Annotated in this window: 16 protein-coding genes and 1 pseudogene; 13 read left to right on the top strand and 4 right to left on the bottom strand. The window is 35.3% G+C overall.

The window, feature by feature from the left end; translation table 11 throughout:
- Nucleotides 1–64 precede the first annotated feature (64 nt).
- From ACZ2M0_RS08910 to ACZ2M0_RS08895, 4 genes are read left to right on the top strand one after another with little or no spacing between them, the layout of a single operon-like run.
- Nucleotides 65–817: an SAM-dependent methyltransferase gene (locus ACZ2M0_RS08910; protein ID WP_490059220.1), complete on the top strand. Its 753-nt coding sequence runs from the start codon at nt 65–67 to the stop codon at nt 815–817.
- The gene (locus tag ACZ2M0_RS08905) at nt 807–1,781 is read left to right on the top strand and encodes a hypothetical protein (RefSeq protein ID WP_490059219.1); all 975 of its coding nucleotides are present in this window, start codon (nt 807–809) and stop codon (nt 1,779–1,781) included. The genes ACZ2M0_RS08910 and ACZ2M0_RS08905 overlap by 11 nt, the downstream gene beginning before the upstream one ends.
- A complete protein-coding gene (locus ACZ2M0_RS08900) occupies nt 1,765–3,147 on the top strand; it encodes an RsmB/NOP family class I SAM-dependent RNA methyltransferase (protein ID WP_490059218.1) in 1,383 nt (460 codons plus the stop codon). Before ACZ2M0_RS08905 ends, ACZ2M0_RS08900 begins: the two co-directional genes overlap by 17 nt.
- Before the next feature lie 15 nt (nt 3,148–3,162).
- A complete protein-coding gene (locus tag ACZ2M0_RS08895; protein WP_490059217.1) occupies nt 3,163–3,948 on the top strand; it encodes a Cof-type HAD-IIB family hydrolase in 786 nt (261 codons plus the stop codon).
- Nucleotides 3,949–4,008: 60 nt separating this feature from the next.
- Here the strand turns inward: ACZ2M0_RS08895 and fni are convergent, their stop codons facing one another.
- The 4 genes from fni to mvk are packed head-to-tail and all read right to left on the bottom strand — an operon-like array spanning nt 4,009 to nt 8,027.
- A complete protein-coding gene (gene fni / locus ACZ2M0_RS08890) occupies nt 4,009–5,025 on the bottom strand; it encodes a type 2 isopentenyl-diphosphate Delta-isomerase (RefSeq protein ID WP_490059216.1) in 1,017 nt (338 codons plus the stop codon).
- Nucleotides 5,026–5,034: 9 nt separating this feature from the next.
- Nucleotides 5,035–6,117, bottom strand: coding sequence for a phosphomevalonate kinase (locus ACZ2M0_RS08885; protein ID WP_045928093.1), 1,083 nt, complete (start codon nt 6,115–6,117; stop codon nt 5,035–5,037).
- Nucleotides 6,118–6,153: 36 nt separating this feature from the next.
- A complete protein-coding gene (gene mvaD / locus ACZ2M0_RS08880; RefSeq protein WP_490059215.1) occupies nt 6,154–7,113 on the bottom strand; it encodes a diphosphomevalonate decarboxylase in 960 nt (319 codons plus the stop codon).
- Between the two features lie 5 nt (nt 7,114–7,118).
- Nucleotides 7,119–8,027 carry a mevalonate kinase gene (gene mvk / locus ACZ2M0_RS08875; RefSeq protein WP_490059214.1) on the bottom strand — a complete coding sequence of 303 codons (909 nt, stop codon included), beginning with the start codon at nt 8,025–8,027 and terminating at the stop codon, nt 7,119–7,121.
- A gap of 75 nt (nt 8,028–8,102) precedes the next feature.
- Here mvk and ACZ2M0_RS08870 point away from each other — a divergent pair, with 75 nt between their 5' ends.
- The 9 genes and pseudogenes from ACZ2M0_RS08870 to ACZ2M0_RS08830 form a co-directional block, all read left to right on the top strand.
- Nucleotides 8,103–11,576: a PD-(D/E)XK nuclease family protein gene (locus ACZ2M0_RS08870; RefSeq protein ID WP_490059213.1), complete on the top strand. Its 3,474-nt coding sequence runs from the start codon at nt 8,103–8,105 to the stop codon at nt 11,574–11,576.
- 2 nt (nt 11,577–11,578) lie between these two features.
- The gene (addA, locus tag ACZ2M0_RS08865) at nt 11,579–15,226 is read left to right on the top strand and encodes a helicase-exonuclease AddAB subunit AddA (protein WP_490059212.1); all 3,648 of its coding nucleotides are present in this window, start codon (nt 11,579–11,581) and stop codon (nt 15,224–15,226) included.
- Between the two features lie 22 nt (nt 15,227–15,248).
- Nucleotides 15,249–18,038 carry a helicase C-terminal domain-containing protein gene (locus tag ACZ2M0_RS08860; protein ID WP_490059211.1) on the top strand — a complete coding sequence of 930 codons (2,790 nt, stop codon included), beginning with the start codon at nt 15,249–15,251 and terminating at the stop codon, nt 18,036–18,038.
- Nucleotides 18,025–18,507, top strand: coding sequence for a hypothetical protein (locus ACZ2M0_RS08855; RefSeq protein WP_490059210.1), 483 nt, complete (start codon nt 18,025–18,027; stop codon nt 18,505–18,507). The genes ACZ2M0_RS08860 and ACZ2M0_RS08855 overlap by 14 nt, the downstream gene beginning before the upstream one ends.
- A gap of 67 nt (nt 18,508–18,574) precedes the next feature.
- Nucleotides 18,575–19,873 (top strand): asparagine--tRNA ligase, encoded by a 1,299-nt coding sequence (gene asnS / locus ACZ2M0_RS08850; RefSeq protein WP_490059209.1) that lies wholly within the window; start codon nt 18,575–18,577, stop codon nt 19,871–19,873.
- 75 nt (nt 19,874–19,948) lie between these two features.
- The gene (locus tag ACZ2M0_RS08845; RefSeq protein WP_223901753.1) at nt 19,949–20,590 is read left to right on the top strand and encodes a DnaD domain protein; all 642 of its coding nucleotides are present in this window, start codon (nt 19,949–19,951) and stop codon (nt 20,588–20,590) included.
- Complete coding sequence (gene nth / locus ACZ2M0_RS08840; RefSeq protein ID WP_490059208.1) at nt 20,591–21,220, top strand: endonuclease III; 630 nt, start codon at nt 20,591–20,593, stop codon at nt 21,218–21,220.
- Between the two features lie 63 nt (nt 21,221–21,283).
- On the top strand, nt 21,284–21,493 hold the full coding sequence (locus tag ACZ2M0_RS08835; RefSeq protein WP_490059207.1) for a DUF3923 family protein: 210 nt from the start codon (nt 21,284–21,286) through the stop codon (nt 21,491–21,493).
- A gap of 58 nt (nt 21,494–21,551) precedes the next feature.
- Nucleotides 21,552–21,741 (top strand): annotated as a pseudogene (locus tag ACZ2M0_RS08830) (IS3 family transposase); the annotation flags it as partial.

Below are 21,741 nucleotides of genomic sequence, written 5' to 3'. Positions count from 1 at the left end.
GCTACCCTTTATTATAACTGAAATCTTTCCGTTTGAATGTTAAAATCATTATAGGGATTTGATAATGATAAATTTTTTAAGTAAAATTAACCAATTAGATGATCAGCTTAATATTGAACAAGTGCATCATCAAGTCAAGGAAATTAATGATATTATTTCTATCGTGAGCCAAAAACAAGTTTTAAAAAAAGCGCCAGAAAAACTGGGGTTTTTACCAGATATATTTGAAGAAATATGTGGTAGTCTTTCGCAAACTAAAATTAAACAATTTAGAGCTATTAACCAGTTAATCAATAATTTTAGGCAATTTTTAGCTATAAATTTTGGCGTTTGGTCGCTACCTAATTTACAGACAGTTAAAACAATTACAGACAGTTTAAACATTAAAACCGGACTGGAAATTATGGCAGGTAATGCATATTGGAGCAAAGCTTTATCTGATGTAGGTGTTAAAATGACAGTCACAGATAACTTAGATTGGTCAAAAACTTCAAACACTGGTTCCAAGTCATTTATGTCAGTCACAAATTTTGATGCTGCTAAGGCCGTTGAAATGTTTGGTAATGTTGATCTAATAATATGTTCTTGGGCTCCTAATTTTGGTAATAGCGATACAAAAGTTGTATCAACCTGGCAAAAGTTGAATGCAACAAGCCATCTGCTCTTTATAGGCGAAAAGAGCGGAGCGACCAATTCAGAGGCTTTTTGGCAAAAAGGATTAGTACATCATTCAAAAGAATTAAAACGAATTAATCAAACTTTTCCTAGTTTTGATTTTATTAATGAACACATTTTTGAGATAGCACATGAAATTTAAGAAAACTATTTTAATCGTCATTATATTTTTATCTTTTTTAGGTATCGGCAGTATGTTGTCAAATGTGCAGTCACGTGAAGCGAACCAGCTACTTGAGGCATATGGTTTAAGCAATAATACTCGCTATATTGAAGTCAAAAAAGATCAAGAAGTTAGGTCTTTCTTGACCTATTTGAAAAAAAGATTTCCTCAGAATAAAATTCAAGTTCATATGATTTCTAAATCTAAGAAAAATCAAACTCTCGTGTGGTCAAATCATGATGTGTTAAAATTACCGACCGAATCTGGAAGATACTTTACCAAAGATGATTTTAAAGGTCGTGTTTCTTTTGCAGTACTGGGTTTAAACGCAGGGGTTCCTACTTTAAAAACACAAGGAAACGAATATATTTATATAAACAAAAAATATTATACAGTAATAGGAACTTTAAAGCATTATCGGCAAATGAAACAAAATAGTTATTATTTGACTACTAGTCCAAAACAGCCAACAGGCAAATTCAAACTGCGTGATTATCAAATTATAATAGACAGTTCAGATAAAGTGATTCAACAAATCGCTAAGCATTATAAAGTAAAAGCTAAGACACCGGTTTTTGTAAAAAATCATCAGATACACCAGTTTTCAATTATTCGTGAAATTTTATTTATATTGTTATTTTTGTTAATTGCTGCAGCAAGTAACTTACTCTTAGCCTTTATGGATTGGAAAACTGTTAAACAAACAAATCTGAAAGGTAGTCTGTTACGAAATTGGTTAATCAATCATGGGGTTAGAATTTTGCTTGTTGAGCTTGTGCTTACTTTTGGTGCTTATCTCTTTTTGGTATGGCGTAAATTCGTTTCCAAACCACAGCATTTAATATGGCTCTTAATGATTAGTTGGATAATAATTTCTATTCTATACGGTTTAGGTATTCTGCACTTATTACGAAAGGAACAAAATAATGCCAAAACTGCCTGAAGATTTTATCAAAAAATATACTAAGCTTTTGGGTAAGCAAAAGGCTGACCAACTTTTTAATGCAATTAGTGAAAAATCCAAAAACGCATATCGAATTAATTCATTGAAAGAAAATCAAACTCTTTCTTATAGTCAAAGTGAAAAAATCCCACTAATTCCTGATGCTTATTACGGCAAAATAAGTGGAAAAGATCCTGAATGGGTGAGCGGAACAGTGTATTCACAGGAACCTGCTGCAATGTTTCCTGCTTTTTTTCTTGAAGCTCAACCCGGAGAAAAAATTCTTGATTTATGTGCAGCTCCCGGTGGCAAAAGTACTGCGATTGGCGCACAACTAAAAGGCCAGGGACTTTTGCTGGCAAATGAAATTTCGCTTAGTCGAGCAAAAATACTACGCGAAAATCTAGAACGTTGGGGAGTAGTCAATGCGCTAATTACGAGCGAAAAACCGGAAAAATTAACAAAATATTTTTCGCGGTATTTTGATAAAATTCTAGTTGATGCTCCTTGCAGTGGTGAGGGTATGTTTCGCAAAGACCCTCAAGCTATTGAGTATTGGTCACAGGATTACGTAATTTTTTGTCAGCAAAGGCAAAAAGAGATCTTGTCTGCTGCAGTTCAAATGCTTAAGCCAGGTGGAGAACTAATTTATTCAACTTGTACTTTTGCTCCAGAAGAAAATGAGCAAGTAGTTTCTTGGCTAACTAAAACTTTTGGTTTTACAATATTGCCACTAAAAATAGATGAACAATATATTGACCATGGTCATCCAGAATGGTCAGATAATAATATTGAGTTAGCTAAAACAGCACGATTTTGGCCTACTGCCAATATTGGAGAAGGACAGTATGTGGCAAAATTAAGACTTGACGAAAAAATTAAGGAACAAACCTTCACGTCGACAAGCAAAAAGTCAAAACACCAAAAGAAATCACGAACTGCTTTAACCAAATCGGATGTACATTTGATTGCCAGCATACTAGATAAATTTAAGTTGCCATCAGAAATTGAGAACTGGCAAGTTAAATGTCAAGTACATAATAATCATGTTTTTATTCCTGCTATAAATACAAATTCTGATATACATCTTAAAATTTTAGCCAATGGCGTTGAGCTGGGTATTTTAAAGAAGAACCGTTTTGAGCCAGGACATCAGCTGGCTATGGTCTTAGCAGGACGAAAGCAGAATAGAGTAGTTGACTTAAGTAGTAACAATTATTTAAAGTATTTGCATGGAGAAACTATTAAAACTGATTCAAATATGAATGGTTTTATTCTGGTCAGTTTTAAAAGCTTTATCTTAGGCTTTGGCAAAATCAGCAATCATATTATTAAAAACTATTATCCTAAAGGATTACGAATTTAGAGAAAGAATAAAAGAATGATTAAACTAATCGCTACCGATATGGATGGAACTTGGTTAACAGACCAACAAACTTATGATCGAGAGTTATTTTTGCAAGAATTCCAAATAATGCAAAAAAGAGGCATAAAGTTTGTAGTTGCAAGTGGAAATCAATTTGAAAATTTGTACTCTCGATTTCCGCAAGTGGCTAATCAGCTTTACTACATTGCAGATAATGGGGCACTCGTAGCTCAAGGCAGACAAGTAATTCATGTTGATTGCCTTTCTGCAGAGGATTGGCAGACGATTTTACAAATCATTCAAGAATATGATGAAAAAGTAACGGTTTCTGGTCTTGCCAGTGCATATATTTTAAAAAGTGATGGTCCTGAATATGCAGAGGATTTGAAAAAATATTATGAAAAACTGACAGTTGTTGAGAATTTTAATCATCTGGATGATCAAATTTTTAAAGTCACATTTGATGTCCCAGAAAGTAGAATGTCAAATCTCTTGGCGAAACTTAAACGGGAGTATCCGCAAATTGGTTTTGTTTCCGGCTCAGCTACATCAATAGATATGTCGACAAAAGGCATGAATAAAGCACGAGGTTTGCAATATTTGGGCACCAAGTACAACATCAGTCCCAAGGAAATGGTTTCTTTTGGAGATAGCGGCAATGATGTGGGAATGTTAAAATATGCTGGTAGCAGTTATGCTACAGGAACAGCTCTCCCAAGTGCCAAAAAAGCAGCTAATCACATAATAGGATCAAGTAATGATAGCGCTGTTCAAAAGGAAATATGGCGTTTATTAAATTAAATTATTGTCAAAATAAAAATGAGTACCAAAATCCGAAAAATTTATGGTACTCATTTTTATTTATAATAACTGCTCAATAATAGTTTTTAGTGAAAAGTCATAATATTTATCAATCTTGGTTAGACCAGAGAGATCGTTTTGACCGTAAATTGCAAGAAGACAGGCAAGTTCATATTGCCATTCTTCAATAAGATTTTGCAGGTAATCTGCATCATGCTTAATTAATGCCTGTAAAAACACATTAGAAATTCCTACAAATTTTCCACCTAAGCAAAGCCCCTTAAAAACATCTAACGGGCTACGTACACCACCAGAGACGGTAAATTCAACTTGCTCTTTGGCTGCCATTAAACTCGAAACTACAGTAGGTAAGCCAATATTATTTAAATAAGAAACATTATTAGTATTACGTGCATTTTCTATCTGAGCGAAATTGGTTCCGCCACTTCCTGCAACGTCATAAAATCTAAAGCCTTCTTTTTTTAAGGAACGAATTGTTTCTCTGTCTAACCCAAAACCAACTTCTTTTATAATAATTGGAACTGTTACTTTCTGTCGCAACTCTTTTAAGTTATCAAGCCAATAAAAATCTCGATCTCCTTCAGGCATTGCTATTTCCTGTACCACATTTAGGTGTATTTGCAGAGCATCAGCACATAACTCCATGACAATCTTTTCAGCTTGTTCGGCTGAAGTCTTTGCATTAACATTTGCTATTAAAACACCATCAGTATCTTGCTGCCTGGCAATCAAAAAGCTATCAACTAAATCAGGTTCTTTAGTTAAAATACTGGCAGAACCTAATGCTAATGCAATATTTGTTTTTTCGGCTATTCGACCTAATTCTTTATTAATCAGATAAGATCTGTGAGAGCCACCAGTCATAGCATTAATAAAAAAGGGGGCCGCAATTTTTTTACCAAACATTGTAGTTTGTATTGCCCGAAGATCAACTTTAGTTTCTGGAAGTGCAGGGCGCACTAAATGCATTTGATCAAAACTATTTGGTTTTTCATTTTGATAAAATTTTTGTGCCAAATCCAAATGCTCTTCTTTACGATTAGATCTAATTGACATAATTTTCCCCTAATCAACAACCCGAATTTGGTGTACACGAAAGTCCAAAGGCATTATACCGTTTTGCCGCCATTTATCTTCAAGAAAAGCAGTATCTGTATTCCTGTCTGCAATTACTATGCCACAATCTCCGTTGCCAGCACCTGAAGTTTTAGCTGCACCACCAAATGATTCTGCAATGTTAATTAGTTTAGAAAGACGCGGTATCTCAATAGCAATTTGATTTATTTGCGCAAAATGCTGCAGAAGCTTACGGTTAACGCGAATTTGTTTTTTGATTAACTGAATATCATTATGCTCAAATCCGGCAATCATTTTAAGAACACATTTACGCGAAAGCCTGATAAATTCCTGGTATTGACCATTTAAAGCGGCTTTATTGGCATTAGTTTCATCAACTAGTCTTGAGGTGGATGCAGGTTTTTGACTCCAACCAATCATTAATTTAAGACCGGCAGGAGGGGTCAAAAGCTGAATTTTTAATCCAGGCCAAGCCTCATTCAGTACTTCAGATAAAGATTTGTGTGCTAATTCATCAGCAAGCCATTGCTTATCAAAAGTTTGAAAAGCAATCCAGCCACCATAAACACTTGCAGCGATGTCACCGGCTGAACCATTACCTTGCACAGAATAATGTGAAATGGCTGACAGTTTATAAACTAATTCATTGCTGAAAGGCACATTATAAAAACGAAGTATTGCTTTAACTGTTGCTACAGTCACTGCCGCACTGGAGCCTAAACCATATTTTTTGCCATCAGAAGAATCTAGATCAGAATTAACATATAAATCATATACTTTCATCTTGACTTTTTGCTCTAAACAAAAACGTTCCGTGTAAGAAATGGCGGCCAAAATATATTCAAAAGGATTATCACGGTTGTCGATTACCATTTTTGCTCCCCGTCTGACCCAGTGAATCGAACTTTGAGAATATTGTTTAGAATGGATTAATCCAGTTCCTGATTTTGACTTAATAATTGAAACACGGATAAACTGGTTAACTGCGACTAAGATAGCGGGACAATCCTGTTCCAGTACCGCGTATTCGCCAGCAATATATAATTTTCCGGGTGCTTGTTCTGTTATCAAAAGAATTAAATCTCCTAATCAATTAATTTATATTAATTAGTTCAGACATGAAATACCTGGACCAAAACTTGCATTTATTATGTTAACATTATCAAATTCGGATACAAACCTATTAGTAATATCTTTTACATTTTTTAATTGACTTAAGATTTTTATATTAGGTCCGGCATCTATTGTGAAGTAACATTCTATACCCTGGCTACGCAAATCAGCTACAAGTTTGATTGCTTTAATAGTTGCGGGTTCAAAATATGTGAAACCTGGTTGTGCACTTAAATTGACTGCATGCATTTCACAAGCATTCAGTTCTGCCAAACTGCCAATAGTTGAAAAATCATTTGCTTTAATAGCGCTAATCATTTGTTTTAATTCTGTTTGATTACGCGCAATCCAAGGCATAAAAAATGGCGAAGTTTGCGCCTGCTTCATCCCTTGAGTGGAAGACAAATCTTTTTGCTGGTTATTCAGCTCAACCACAAGCAATCGCAAATCTATGTCAGGCTTTTCATCTAAAGCATAGGCATAAGATGATTCATCATCGTGTCCTTTTCGCCAAATAGCAAAACCACCGTAAATTGACCTGCTGGCTGATCCTGAACCTAAACGAGCCAAACGGGAAAGTTCAACAGGGGACAAATTAAAACCATAATGTAGGCAAAAAGCTCCCGCTAAAGCTGCAAAAGCTGAACTGGAAGAAGCTAATCCTGCTGCCGTTGGGACATGATTATATGATTCGACTTTTAAATTGCCGGTCACAGCAAATTTTTTTTGTAGCAATTTTAAGAAAGAAAAAACACGGCTGCTGCTTGGTCCATTTTCTTTGACACCATTTAACCAAAATTGGTTTTCTGAACTATCAGAAATTTTGGTGTCAGTATAAAATTTATCAAGTGTCATTGACAAACTGGACATCAGAGGTAAACGTAAACCTGAATCTGCTTTGCCCCAATATTTGATCAGCGCAATATTTGTATGGGCACGAACTGTTTTTTCCATAAGAATTATATTTCCTCAATCCAACTATTTGTAGCTATTTTTTGACATTTATCTGCTATTTTGACAGCATCTTCATGATTTTGACACAAGGCAATTACAATTCCACCAAGTCCGCTACCAGATAATTTAAAACCTAATGCACCATTTGCAAGAGCAATTTTTTGCAAATGATCAATTTTTGCGGTTGAAAGATTAAATGAATGGAGTATCTCTTGTGCCCGATTAAAATATGAACCTACCTTTTCAGCGTCTTTTTTTAAACATGCTGATTTAGTTTCATCAGCCAATTTGCCTAATTCCTTGATATTTTCTTTTACACCGGGGACTTTTGCCATCAAATCCTGAACTTGACTAACTGCTTTTTTAGTACTGCCTAATTCACCAGTATCCATTATAAGTAAAGTTGCACCTAATTTAGCTTTAAGCGACTTCGGGCCATCTTTTTGATTAAAAAAGATCAGATAATCTGAATTAACAGTTGCAGCATCAAGACCCGAAGCTTTACCGTGATTGATCATTTCCGCATGATTAGTGATTTTAATTATTTCTTTTTCCGTTAAGTTAAGTTTGAAATAGGCATTCATTGCTCTGGTTGTAGCAAGAGCAACTGTGGCGCTTGAACCTAAACCACGTTCTATTGGAATCTCTCCTGTATAAGTTATTTTCAGAGTTTCATTACTGGCAGCTTTTGTCAGCATGGTTTTAACAACATATTTTAATCCGTCATATTCAGCCGGAGACATAAAAAAAGGCCCCTGATAATGAGCCGTATCCATCCACATTTGTTCTGCCGGTTCAACAGTAGTTTTGATATGCAATGATTTTATTGGCAACGCTAACGCATTATAGCCGTAAACTACTGAATGTTCACCTATAAGAATAACTTTCCCGTGTGCTAAAAAACTTGATTTCATTTTATTTAAGATCCTTATTGTTTGTAAAAAATTTTGGTTCCTATGCTAAAATAATGACAAAGGAGAAGAGAACAGATGATCAAGATTTTAGTCGGTCGCCAAACCGATCCCATGCAAGAAAAAATTTTACAGGAAGCAGTACAAAATTATCAGCACTTTCCTGATCATAAAACTTTTGTCATCGTTCCTAACCACATTAAGTTTACCACAGAAGTCAGGGCAATAAATAGAGTGGCTACTAGTCAAAAGCAGACTGAACAGTCTGTCAAAAATCTACAGGTTCTATCATTTTCTCGCTTAGCTTGGTTTTTCTTAAAAGATGCAAAAAAAGGTTTGCCAACAGAACTTGATAATGCTGCTGCGGCGATGCTGCTTGCAAAAATCATTGACCAAAAGAAAGACCAGCTGCACCTTTTTCAAACTACTGACTTAAATCCAGGCTTAATAAAACAATTATACGACACAATTTTGCAAGTTCGCGAAGGTAATTTGAACCTTGATGATATTGACCTAGATGCGCTTGAACTTGAAACCAAAAATAAGATCTCTGATCTTAAAATTATTTATTCAGCGTTCATTGAAGCCATCACAGGCAAATTTTCTACCTCAAACGAGATACAGCTGCAGTTAAATGAATTTTTAGCTACACAAAAAAATTTAGATCAAGCAGACTTTTACTTTAGCGATTTTTCTCATTTTTCTCTTCAGGAATGTCTAACCGTCAAATTACTAATGGCCAAAGCCCATAGCGTTACTTTGGCTTTTAAAACAAAAATGGGTGAAATTAACCCTAAACCTGAACCGGGAGACTATGATTACGTTATTCAAACTACCATCAATAAGCTATTGCAGTATATTAAAAATCATAGTCTAGCACATCAAATAATAAGCACAGCTGTCAATCATAGACCCAGTAAAAGAGAGTTGCTCAATGAATTTTGGACTGGGGCTGTTAGCAACATTGGTGATCTTAATCAAGTCCAACTCGTGCGTGCAGATAACAGATATGCAGAGGCGTATTACGTAGCTCATACCATTTACCAGCAAGTTGCACTGCAGCACTACCGCTACCGTGATTTCTTGGTTCTGGCACCGAATCTGCATGAATATGAAACTTATTTAACCCCAATTTTACGGCAGAATCAAATTCCTTTCTTTAATGACTTACAGCAAGAAATGAAGTATCATCCTCTGGTGGTTTTAATTGAGAATATTGCCCAATTATTGACTAAGCCTATGCAGACCCAAAACTTGCTGGCCATAATGAAAACCCGTTTAATAATACCTGACTGGTATCAAGATGAAACGGCTTATGTATATGATGTTGATCAATTGGAAAATTTTGTCCTAGCCCATGGCATCAACCATAATTTATGGCGGAGAAACTTTGCTGAATATATGGCAGCAGAGGTCATAGGATTAGACAAAATTCCCGAAGAAGTAAATAAAATAGAAAAATTAAAAGAATATTTTATCAAACAAATTACGCAGCTTTTTAACAGTTTAAAAGAAGAAAAGGATACCCAAAAAGCTATTACGATATTTTTTAATTTTTTAATTACTAATAAGGTCAATGAAGTTTTAGAAAAATGGCGTGCTGATGCCCAAGAAGATGGTGCTTTACAAGAAGCCCGGCAGTCAGAACAGGTTTGGGATCTTTTGATCAATCTGCTGCATGATTATCTATTAATTAACCCTGATAATTTTGATCTGGCAGGCTTTTTTGCAGTACTGATTAACGGTTTTAAGGAAGCTACTTTTTCGCAAATTCCAGCTACTCTGGACGCCGTAAATTTATCCGAAATGGGTATCGTTCAAGTTAGTGGCTACAAACAAGTTTTTATTATGGGGGCAACAGTTAACGGCTTACCACAAATGCAGAATACTCCAGGCTTTTTAAGTACAGAAAATCTGGCTGAATTAAAAAAAGATTTTGGCGAGGACTCCTATATTGAAGATAAACAACAGCTAAGCAATTGGGATCAAAATTACCAATTTGGTAATTGCCTAGCTTTAGCACAAGATAAGGTTTATTTATCGTATTCTTTAGCGAGTGATGAGGGTAGTACTGTGCAGCCTTCAATTTATTATGAAAGGTTTAAAACAGCAGGTGCACCAGAATTTTCGCAACACAATTTACCTGAAGAATATAGCCAACTGTTATCTTTTATAACCAATCCCCAAGCAAGTTTAGGATATCTAAGCTATCTTAACCAGGCAAAAGAAGACATTGATGTTAAAGAATTGTTAAAGCTAACCGCTAAACTTTTCCCGCAAAAAACAGCTAAAGTCATAAAGGGAAGTAACTTCATAAATGAACCCCAAAATATCGGTCCTGATTTGGCACAAAAATTATATGGGTCAAACCTTAATTCGTCGGTTTCTCAATTAGAAACTTTTTATGAAAATTCATACGAATATTTTTTAACATATGGCTTACGCCTTCATAAGAGATTTGAAAATGAATTTGATTTTATCCAAGCTGGCAATTATTTCCACGAAACTTTTGATCGTTTGGTTAAGGAACTAAATGACCGTTCACTTGATTTAAAAGAAATTGATGATGAAACACTTAATCAGTTACTCGAAATTGCACGTACCAAAATGAAAAGTGAAGCCAAATACCAGCAATTATTAAATGACCCATTTAATGAGTTCTTATTTAAATGTCTTGATCAAACTACCAGTAAAGTAGCAAGCAATTGGCATCATGCGGTTTCAAAAACCCCTCTGCGTGCTAAATATTCAGAGCTAAGTTTTGGAAAAGGTGAGCAGGTTCAGGGACTTAACTTTAAGGTACCGGACATTGAAGGCAATCATTACGTTAATTTAAGAGGCAAAATAGATCGGGTTGATTTAGCTCAGGTTCCTGATCAAAACAAATTAATTGCTCAAGTAATTGATTATAAGTCTTCCGCTAAAAAATTTGATCTGGGATTATTTTACCAGGGCATTTCTTTACAAATGGTTTCATATCTAGACGTCTTAACGCAAAACCACAAATTCTTTGCTGGTTCTGACCCACTCTCACTTTTAGGTGCTTTTTACCAAACGGTTACCAGACAAACTGAAAGGCTAAATAGCAATAAGTTGTATGACAGTAATTTGCAGATCAGAGATGCCAACTTAGACGGTCAAATTAAACTTAAATATACTGGTTTAATTAATGATGACCAGCTATTAATGCTCGCGGCTGAGCCTGACTTAAATAAACCACGCAGTACTTCTTCCATTTATGCCGGAGTCAGTTCTACAAAAGATGGAACTTTAAAGTTTGGTGGCAGTTATTTCAATAGTGATGAACTTGAATTATTGCTGAAATATGACGAAAAACTTATTAAAGATGCCTCCAGTCAAATTTTAGCGGGAAAAATAAAGTTAAATCCCTATAAGTATGGGAATGGGAAAAATGCCTTAACTTATTCAGACTTTCGCGACATTTTCTTTTTTGATGCTATGTTGAAAGAAAATAAATATCATCAAGTAGGAAGCCTGAAAAGGGAAGAACTACTGGAAAAGATTAAAAAACGGCTAAAGGAGGGAAATTAAAGATGGTTCAAGAAAAGAGAAAAACTCCATTTACAGCCGTTCAAGAAAAAGCCATTAATGATCATGGTCGCGACATACTAGTGTCAGCTTCAGCAGGTAGTGGCAAAACCACCGTTCTTGTGCAGCGCTTAATGAAAGAAATTCTTTCTGGTGTGAGTGTTGATCATCTGTTAGTAGTTACATTTACAAAAGCAGCTGCAGCTGAAATGAAAAAACGCATTAAAGAAGTATTAACAAATGAAATGCAGAAGTCTTCAAAAAATTCATACTTGCGTCAACAGTTAAATTTGATTGATTCTTCCAATATTTCTACAATTGATGCCTTTTGTCTGGATGTAATCCACCGCTTTTATTACATAATTAACATTGACCCCAGCTTCAGTATACTCACTGACGATTCACAAGCGGAATTAATGCGCGAGCGAGCACTAAAAGAAGTTGAGGGAGAGTTTTTAGAGAAAAAAGATAAGGACTTCATAGCATTTTATGACAATTTTGCAGGTGACAGGGATGCCGAATCACCGCAGAATTTATTGTTAGACTTATATAATTACGCAATGGCAAAACCTGATTATCGAGAATGGCTCAAAGAACTGTCGCAAAAATATCAGATGGGAGAAGAAGTAAGCCAATCTTCTTTGTGGCAGAAAGAAATTAAGCCTTATTTAGTCGATCTTTTTCAAAACCTTGTTGATAAGTTAGAGAAGTTGTGTCAAAGTGCGGTCATGGCTACTAAAGAACTGCACAAAGTTAAAGAAAGTTTTGACTTATTTGCAAAATGTCTTGCCCATTATCTGGCTGCTCTCAAAAATGATGCTGCCTACGATGACCAAAGAGAAAAACTACGTGACTGCATTTTTCGTGGAAGTATGCGCAAATCTGCCAAGTGGGACGAAGATATTATTGCCTTTTATGATGAGTGCTCTGATTTTAAAAAAGAAGTAAAAGAACAGGTTTTTACGGCCTTTACCTCTTTTTATGCCACTGACGAAAAAGAGCAATTGTCTATGATGCAAAAAGGTCAGCAAATCATGGCTGCAATTGTAAAAGCAGAACTGGCACTGATTGACCGTTTTAATCAGTTAAAAAGAGCAGAAAACCTGCTTGATTTTAGTGACATGGAGCAATTAGCCTACCAAATTCTCAGCCTAGACACTTCTGCCTCTCAAATGGCACGGACCTTTTATCAAAATAAATTTAAGGAGATTTTGGTTGATGAGTATCAGGACATTAATCCGCTGCAAGAAAATATTTTGCAGTTAATTAAAAAAGATGGTCAAAATAATCTTTTTATGGTTGGGGATGTTAAGCAATCAATTTATGGTTTTAGACAGGCTGAACCAAGCTTGTTTTTACAAAAATATCAAGAGGCAGCTCTTAAAGAAAATCAGGCAAAAGAAGAAAGAATTTTATTGTCAGACAATTTCCGTTCTTCTAAGCCAATTATTTCTATTGTTAATCAAGTATTCAAAAATATTTTGACAGCTGATTTTGGCGGTATTGATTATAACCATGAGAGTCAGCTGACTTATGGTGCCAAATATTATCCTTCAAATCTACCTGATGCGACTGAAATACTATTTCATGAAAAAAATAACAACGAAAACCAGTCTCAAGAAGATGATCCTGACGATATTGACTCAGCTGAAATTGCGCTGGTTATTAACCGGATTAAAAAATTTACAGAGGAAAATTTCTTAATTTATGACAAAAACTCGCAAAATAGCAGTCATTTGAGACCTTTTAGGTACAGTGATATTGTTATTTTAACCCGGAGTCGGAGCAATAATCTTGAAATTATGCAAGAGTTTGCCAAAAGTCATATTCCGATAATGGTTACCGATGCCAAAAATTATTTTCAAACTTTAGAATTAACTATTATCATGAACTACTTGAGGATCATTGATAATCCAGACCAGGATATTCCTCTTGTTTCTGTATTAAGGTCACCTTTGTTTAATTTTACAGAGCCTGAACTCAGTACTATCAGGATTCACACGCAGAATGCCAGTTATTACAACGCTTTAACTTCTTATGTTGCCGTGGGTGACGAACTTAGTCAAAAAGTAAAAGACTTCTTAAATCAGCTTGAAGATTTACGTAAGTTTGCGGCAACGCACAGAATTTCAGAATTGATTTGGAGTATTTATGAAAAGACCAGCCTGCTTGAAATTATGACCTCACTACCTAATGGCAAGCAGCGCAGAGTCAACTTAGAGGCTTTATATGAAAGAGCAGCTTCTTATGAAAGCGCTGGTTTTAAGGGTTTGTATCAATTTATTAATTTTATCGAACGAATGAGACGCAGCCAAAAGGACCTGGCGCAACCGCTTTTAACCAAAGAAGCAGGCAACTCCGTGCGCTTAATGACAGTACATAGTTCCAAGGGGTTGGAATTTCCTGTTGTTTTTTACTTAGGCTTGCAACACCAATTTCAAAAACGGGATTTAAGCGGCAATTATATTATCAGTTCAGCTTCTGTAGGTTTAACTATTAAACAAAAACATTATCGTGCTGACACCCTTGTTAAGGCTGTTGCAAATATGTCCAAGAAGAGACAACTTTTAGAAGAAGAAGCGCGCATTATATATGTGGGTATGACTCGGGCAAAACAAAAGTTAATTTTGGTAGCAGATTTAAAGAAATTGCCTCAGACAATTGAAAAATGGCAAAATGAGGTTGATCCAAATGGACGTCTCCCGCTCAGCAGTAAGATTAATGCCTCAAATCCTATGAGTCTAATCGGTCCGTCAATCAGATGGGATAAGCTTTTAAGTCAAAAAATTACTGATATCAATTCAGCCTCGGAAACTAGTCAAGAATTGCTTTATATCCAGTACCAAGGCGAAAAAGTTCATCTTCAAGAAGATATTAGCCCGCAAGAAAGCAAAACTGACAACAGTTCAGCACTAAAAGAATATACAAAAAAACTGTTTAATTTTAGTTATCCTTTTCAAGACGCCAGTCAGACAACTGCTTATCAGTCTGTATCCGAAATTAAAAAAGCGTTTAACGATCCGCTTGATACTGAACTGGAAAATGCGCACTTAATTTCTTCCACTAACCGCTACTTGCAGCCGATCGATACTAAACCTGATTTTCTGTTTAAGACCCGATTTACAGGAGCAGAGATTGGTACTGCAATGCACCTGATCCTGCAATACTATGATTATCATGGCTCAGGCAAAGCAGACCAAGTTAAAGAAGAAGTGCAGGAATTAGTTAAGCAAAATAAGCTTAATAGCAATATTGTTTCCAGCTTAGATTTAGAAAAAATAAATTGGTTTGTTCATAATGATTTTGCAAAAAAATTTTGGCAAAAACCAGAAAACTTGCACCGTGAAATTGAATTTTCGAGTCTATTGCCAGCCGCTAGTTTATTTAATAATTTCAGTGATGCAGACGCAAAAATTTTAATTCATGGTACAATAGACGGTTATTTTACCGAAAAAGATGGCATAATATTATTTGATTATAAAACCGATCATATTGATCAAACTCATTTGCAATTAGCTATCAAAAACATCAAGCAGAAATATTTAGGTCAACTACGCCTTTATGAAAGGGCCCTTAATTCCTTTGCTGACAAAAAAGTGAAGGCTAAATACTTGGTTTTGTTAGATGCCTGCAAAGTTGTGGAAGTAAAGTAAAAGAAAGGAGGGTAATTGCAAAATGAAATCATTCGAGCATACCGTTTTTGCTGTAGTGGATTTGGAAACTACGGGAACGCAACGTGAAGAAAATAATCACATCATTCAGTTTGGCTGCGCTATTATTAAGAATATGAAAGTTGTCAAGACATACTCTTTTATGATTAATCCTCACCGCGAAATTCCGCTAGCTGTCCAAAATTTGACCCACATACACAATAAAGATGTGGCTCAAGAAAAAGATTTTGCTTATTATGCACCCAAGATTATTAAAATCTTGAAAAACACAGTTTTCGTAGCTCATAACGTTAATTTTGACTTGCCATTTTTAAATTTTGAATTAGTGCAGCATGGCTATGAACCATTAACTAATCGTGCAATAGATACGGTAGAGTTAGCCAAAATTGTCTTTCCCACTGAACCGTCATACAAGTTAAGTGATTTGACTACGCATTTGCAAATAAAGCATTTAAACCCTCATAAAGCAGATTCTGATGCCTACAGCACTGCTGTTTTATTAATAAAAGTAATTGAGCGACTCGAGAAACTTCCTCAGGCTACATTAAATACACTCAGTTCTTTAGCTCACGGCCTAATTCGTGACACTTCTTGGATCTTTACTACAATTGCTGATGACGCACGCAAAGAAAAAAGGCCGTTACCTTCTCAATATCAGCAGGTACGACAAATAATTTTACGAAAACAAGAAAAAGTAATCACTTCTGAGAATCAACAGTCAAGTGTTTTCCCCAAAAGTGATGTGGCCAAGAAGAGATTATTTAAAAATAAAATTAATTATCGTCAGCCTCAGGTAGACCTCATCAATCGAATTGAGCAATTTTTGACTGCTCCTAAGCAAAAAGCACTATTGATTGAAGCACCTAACGGCACTGGTAAAACCTTTTCCTACTTGTTTTCATATTCCTATCAATTATACACAAACAGAAAATTGGTAATTGCCACTCCCACCAAAGTATTACAAAAGCAGATAATAGATCAGGAAATTCCCCAATTACTGAATGTAACCAAGTTGGATTTGAAAGCTGAAGAAGTAAAAGCCAGTAGCCATTACCTCGATTTGGATGGTTTTTACCAAAGTCTATACCAGGGAACGCCCAATAAGTTAACTTTGGTGTTGCAAATGCGTATTTTGGTTTGGTTAACTGAAACTCAGACAGGTGATCTAGATGAATTGCAGCTGACCAATTATCGTGCCCCTTTATTTGCTCAGATTGCTCACCCTGGAGATGCCCGTGTCGGCAGCATTTTTGCTGATGTTGATTTCTGGAATTTAGCCAGACAAAGGCAAGAGCAAGCTGACATTTTAGTCACAAATCATGCTTATTTGGCCAATCACTATAATGATACAATTTGGGGTCAGAATCCTTACCTCGTTATTGACGAAGCTCATCGATTTGTTGACAATGTGATTACTTCCAGGAATGACTCGTTTCAATTTGAATCATTGTGGGGACTTCTTAATCACCTGCGCAATTTGCTTTATTATGCTGATGACAGTATATTTAACCAGTATGGCAGTGATGTCCAGTTTAATTTTCTACTAGAAAAATTAGATCCAGCAATACTTGATTTGATCAAAGTTATTAATCATTTGCAACGTTTACTCTGTTCTAAGAAGAAGAAAGCAGTCAGCCAAAATACTTTGGCTAATGGTAATTTACTTCTCAGTTTTAGGGGTATAGACCTGTTTCCCAAGAACAGCCAATTTTTAACTAAGCTGGCGGAATTACAGCGAAAATTAGAAGGCATTAGGCAAAATACAAATCAGATCTTATTTAAGCTGTACAATGAGACTGACAGTTCGAATATTGATAGGGATGCTATTTTAAGTGAAGTTTCTGATCAAATCGATCAACTTGATGACTATATTACCAAAAGCTACCAATTATCGGATTTACTTCATAAAAAAGCCTATGTGGATGCGGAAGGGTTTATCATTACCTTGACTAATCCGCAAGATCCTTTAAGTGCCAACTTAAGTTGGTTAATGCTTGACGCAACGCCTGAACTTAATAAAATATATGATCGCTTTGACCATATATCATTTGTTAGTGCTACTTTAACCAGTGATAATGGGTTTGACTTTATCATTAAGCTTCTCGGCTTAACTGATTTAGCACCGCAAAAGTATATCGGAACAAGCACATTTAAGTTGGCCAAACATCTTGAAGTCTTATCTGTAACTGATTTTCCCGATTTTAACGATCCAAAGTATGATAAAAGTCTAACCCAGATTTTGGAGAAAGATCTGACAAATAAAAATCATGTTTTAGTTCTAATGACAAATTTAGAACAAATAAAAAAAGTTTTTAGTGCTATTATCAATTCTCCCAGTTTACGTGATTTTGAAATTTTGGCTCAAGGCGTTTCCGGTTCAAATAATCGGATTATTAAGAGATTTGCAATCGCCAAGCAAGCACTTATTTTAGGGGCAGACAGTTTTTGGGAAGGAATTGATTTTCATGAATGTGGTGTTGATTTGGTAATAGCCACCAAATTGCCTTTCGAATCACCAGATTTGCCGGAAGTTAAGTTGCGCCAAAGACAACTTGTTGACAGAGGTATAGATGTTTTCCATGCTGATACAATGCCACGAGCAATTATTCGCTTTAAGCAGGGGATGGGCAGGTTAATTCGTGGAGAACAGGATAAGGGCCAATTTTTAATACTGGATTCAAGAATCTGGTCAAAAGATTATGGTCCGGTTTTTCTGGCAGCAGTTCCAGTTAAAGTCAAAAAAACATCTTTAAGTAATTTACAGGAAAAACTAACAAACTATGATACAAGATGATACAAAGCAAACATTTAAATTTTTAGCATGGGTATTTATAATTCTGATCTTTTTATACTTTGCTTTCATTGTTATTTTTTATAAGGCAGGTAATCCAGAACGGTCAGAAACCCGTGAACTTAACAAAATAGCGATCGAAAAGACTCCTATCAAATACACAGAAAAAAACTATCATTTAAATCGTGGTGTTAATAGTTATGCACTTAAAGGCTTAACTAAAAACCATATGACTTACTATTTTATCTATTTACCAGGCTCTAAAAAAGCCTATCTTTATTCAGCAAATAAAGGTGTAAATGAAGGACTCATTCGCAACAAATATAGTGCAAAAGAGCCTAACGAAAGAATTACAGAAGTTAATCTGGGCTGGTATAAAAATAAACCTGTATGGGAAGTAAGTTCTAAAAATATAGTCGGTGAATATCATTATCAACTTTATAATTTTAAAGATGGAAAATTAGTAGGTTGAGTCGCTAAAATGATCAAACTTTGGTATCATTAATTTGATTATGATAAGGAAAGTGGAATAAAAATTTATGACAGAATTAATTTCAATAGCAGATTGTCGCCAGCATGTTGACCAGGAAGTACGGATGCACGTTTGGTTGACTGACAAACGTTCAAGCGGCAAAATAGTGTTTTTACAATTACGTGATGGTACAGCCTTTTTTCAAGGCGTAGTTCGTAAAAATGCAGTTTCTGATGAAGTGTTTGAAATAGCAAAATCTCTGCATCAAGAAGCCAGTTTTTATATTAAGGGAACTGTACACCAAGATGAGCGCTCTCATTTTGGTTATGAAATTCAAATTTCCGATTTAAAGCTGATTACTAACAATGAAGGCTATCCCATTGGTAACAAGGAACATGGGATTGAATTTTTGCTAGATCACAGACATTTATGGCTTAGAAGCAAACGTCCTTTTGCAATTATGCGCATTAGAAATACCATTTTCAAAGCTACCGTTGACTTTTTTGAAAATGAAGGCTTTGTAAAATTTGATGCTCCCATTTTTATGCATTCTGCTCCTGAAGGAACTACCGAGTTGTTTCATACCGAATACTTTGGTGGGGATGCCTACCTATCACAGTCTGGACAACTGTACGGCGAAGTAGGTGCAGAAGCATTTGGCAAGATTTTTACTTTCGGCCCAACTTTTAGAGCTGAAGAATCTAAAACTCGCCGCCACTTAACTGAATTTTGGATGATGGAACCGGAAATGGCTTGGATGCATCAGGATGAGTCTCTTGATTTGCAAGAACGTTTTTTGTCATATGTGACCGGACAGGTGCTCAAGCATTGTCAATATGAATTAGAAATTTTAGGTCGTGACCCCCAAAAATTAGAGCCTGCGGCTCAAGGTAACTACACGCGCTTATCATATGATGATGCAGTAAAAATTTTGCAAGATGATGGACGTGATTTCAAATGGGGCGATGATTTTGGTGCTCCTGACGAAGCTTTTATATCTGAAAAATTTGATCGGCCATTTTTCATTGTTAATTACCCGACATCAATTAAACCATTTTACATGAAGAAAAATCCTGATAATCCTAAGGAATACCTATGTGCAGATGTTTTGGCACCAGAAGGTTATGGTGAAATCATGGGCGGTTCTGAACGTGAAAGTGATTATGAAACTTTGCTCAAACAAATCCATGAGGCTGGTTTAAATGAGAATGATTACAACTGGTATTTAGATTTGCGCAAATACGGCAGTGTGCCTCATTCCGGCTTCGGAATGGGCTTTGAACGTGTTATTGCTTGGATTTGCAAATTAGATCATGTCCGCGAAGCTATTCCATTCCCGAGAATGATTAATCGTCTGGAACCTTAAATTAAAGTGAGTAGTATAGTTGAAAGTTGAACTAAAGACTGATTTAGTTCAACTTTTTTAAAGGGAGAAATTAATATGCACTATAATGATTACCGCTTTTTAGGTTCCACTACCTTATCAAATGGTTTACTTGCTTATTATCCGCAACTTAATATTGACGATGCAGAAATGATGGTCATTATCCAATTGGAAATGTTTGCTCAGAAAAACAATTTTTTTCCCACCAATGAACAGATTGCAGGAAATACTAATTTTTCTGTTACAGAAATTACTGCTTTAATTCAAAAATTAATTGAAAAAGACTTAATTGTAATTGATCAGGTTACTGACAACAGCGGTATGATTGGAAACAAATATAATCTTAATTTGTTATACGATAAGCTTGATCAATTGCTGGAAAATAAAACTTTGTCAGCTAATAAAAAAATGCCTGTTAAAAAAGCGGAGACTACTATTGATAATAGTCCATTAAATCAATTAGTGCGACAATTTGAAATTGAATTTGGTCGCTATTTAAGTCCAATTGAACGAGAAGAAATTGCCGCTTGGCTTAATGTAGATCACTACGATCCGGCTATTATTAAGTTGGCCCTGCGCGAAGCTGTCTTATCTCAAGCCTATAGTCTGAAGTATGTTGATCGTATTTTGCTCAATTGGCAAAGACATAACCTAAAAACAAGCAGTGAAGTTCAAAAGTTTTTGAGGAGGAACCGCTAAATGAAAGCAGAAAAATTACTTAGTAAAAATGAAGCCAGAAAGGTGTTAGAGTGCATCAACCGAATGTATCCTGATGCCAAAAGTGAATTGGTATGGGACAATAACTTTCATTTACTATGCGCAGTGTTAATGAGTGCTCAAACAACAGACAAGATGGTAAATCGAGTAATGCCCAAGTTTATGAAAGATTATCCTGAACCTAAGAATTTGGCCGTGGCAACAATTCCAGAGATTGAAAATCATATTTCCCAAATTGGACTTTATCATTCTAAAGCTAAGCATTTAAAAGAGACTGCAGAAATTTTGGTTTCAAAATATGATAGTAAAATACCACAAGATAAAAAGGAATTAATCTCTTTGCCTGGAGTCGGCGAGAAAACTGCTAATGTTGTTTTAGCAGAGGGATTTGGGATACCAGCAATAGCAGTTGATACACACGTGTCACGGATTTCAAAACGATTTCATATAGTGCCTCAAAATGCCAAACCTCTTGAAGTAGAAAAAAGGTTAGAAGAAATCTTACCAAAAGACGAATGGATTCATACACATCACGCAATGATTTTATTCGGTCGCTATTCCATGACAGCACGTGATAAAAATGATCCTTACAGTTATTTAATAGAAAAATAGTGTTTAAAAAATAAAAATTTAGTATAATTTCTTTATCAAAATAATATTAAAGGAGACTATACTATGAGTGGTTGGCAAACGACTAATTTTATTTTAGCAATTTTATTTTTGGGTTTTGCTTTATTCTTATGGCTTCGTCCATATGATGGAACTGGCGTTCCTAATACTATGTATGTAAAATTGATTTCCTTAACTGTTTTAACAATATTTTTTGCCTTTATTTTTTTAATAGAATTCATTTTGTACCTTATACTGAAAAACAATAAAAAATAAAAACGTCGAAAGATTTGATGTGACCCCCAAATTTAGGACAAATTTGGGGGTTATTTTTATGTCTAAATTATCTAAACAAGATAAAATTGAAATCTATCATCTTTGGCATGATTATCAAATCAGCCCTGCTGAGCTAAGTCAGCGTTATCGGGTTGGCAAGACTAATATTAATTACTTGTTAGCTTTAATTGGCCGTCACGGTCTAGCTATTTTAGATCAGCCTTTCACTGCTTATACAAGTAATTTTA

The organism is Lactobacillus sp. VURO6/B1 (VP7), from assembly GCF_058139575.1.
The sequence above is the reverse complement of the archived record's forward strand: the minus strand, read 5'-3'. Positions and strand labels throughout refer to the sequence as shown.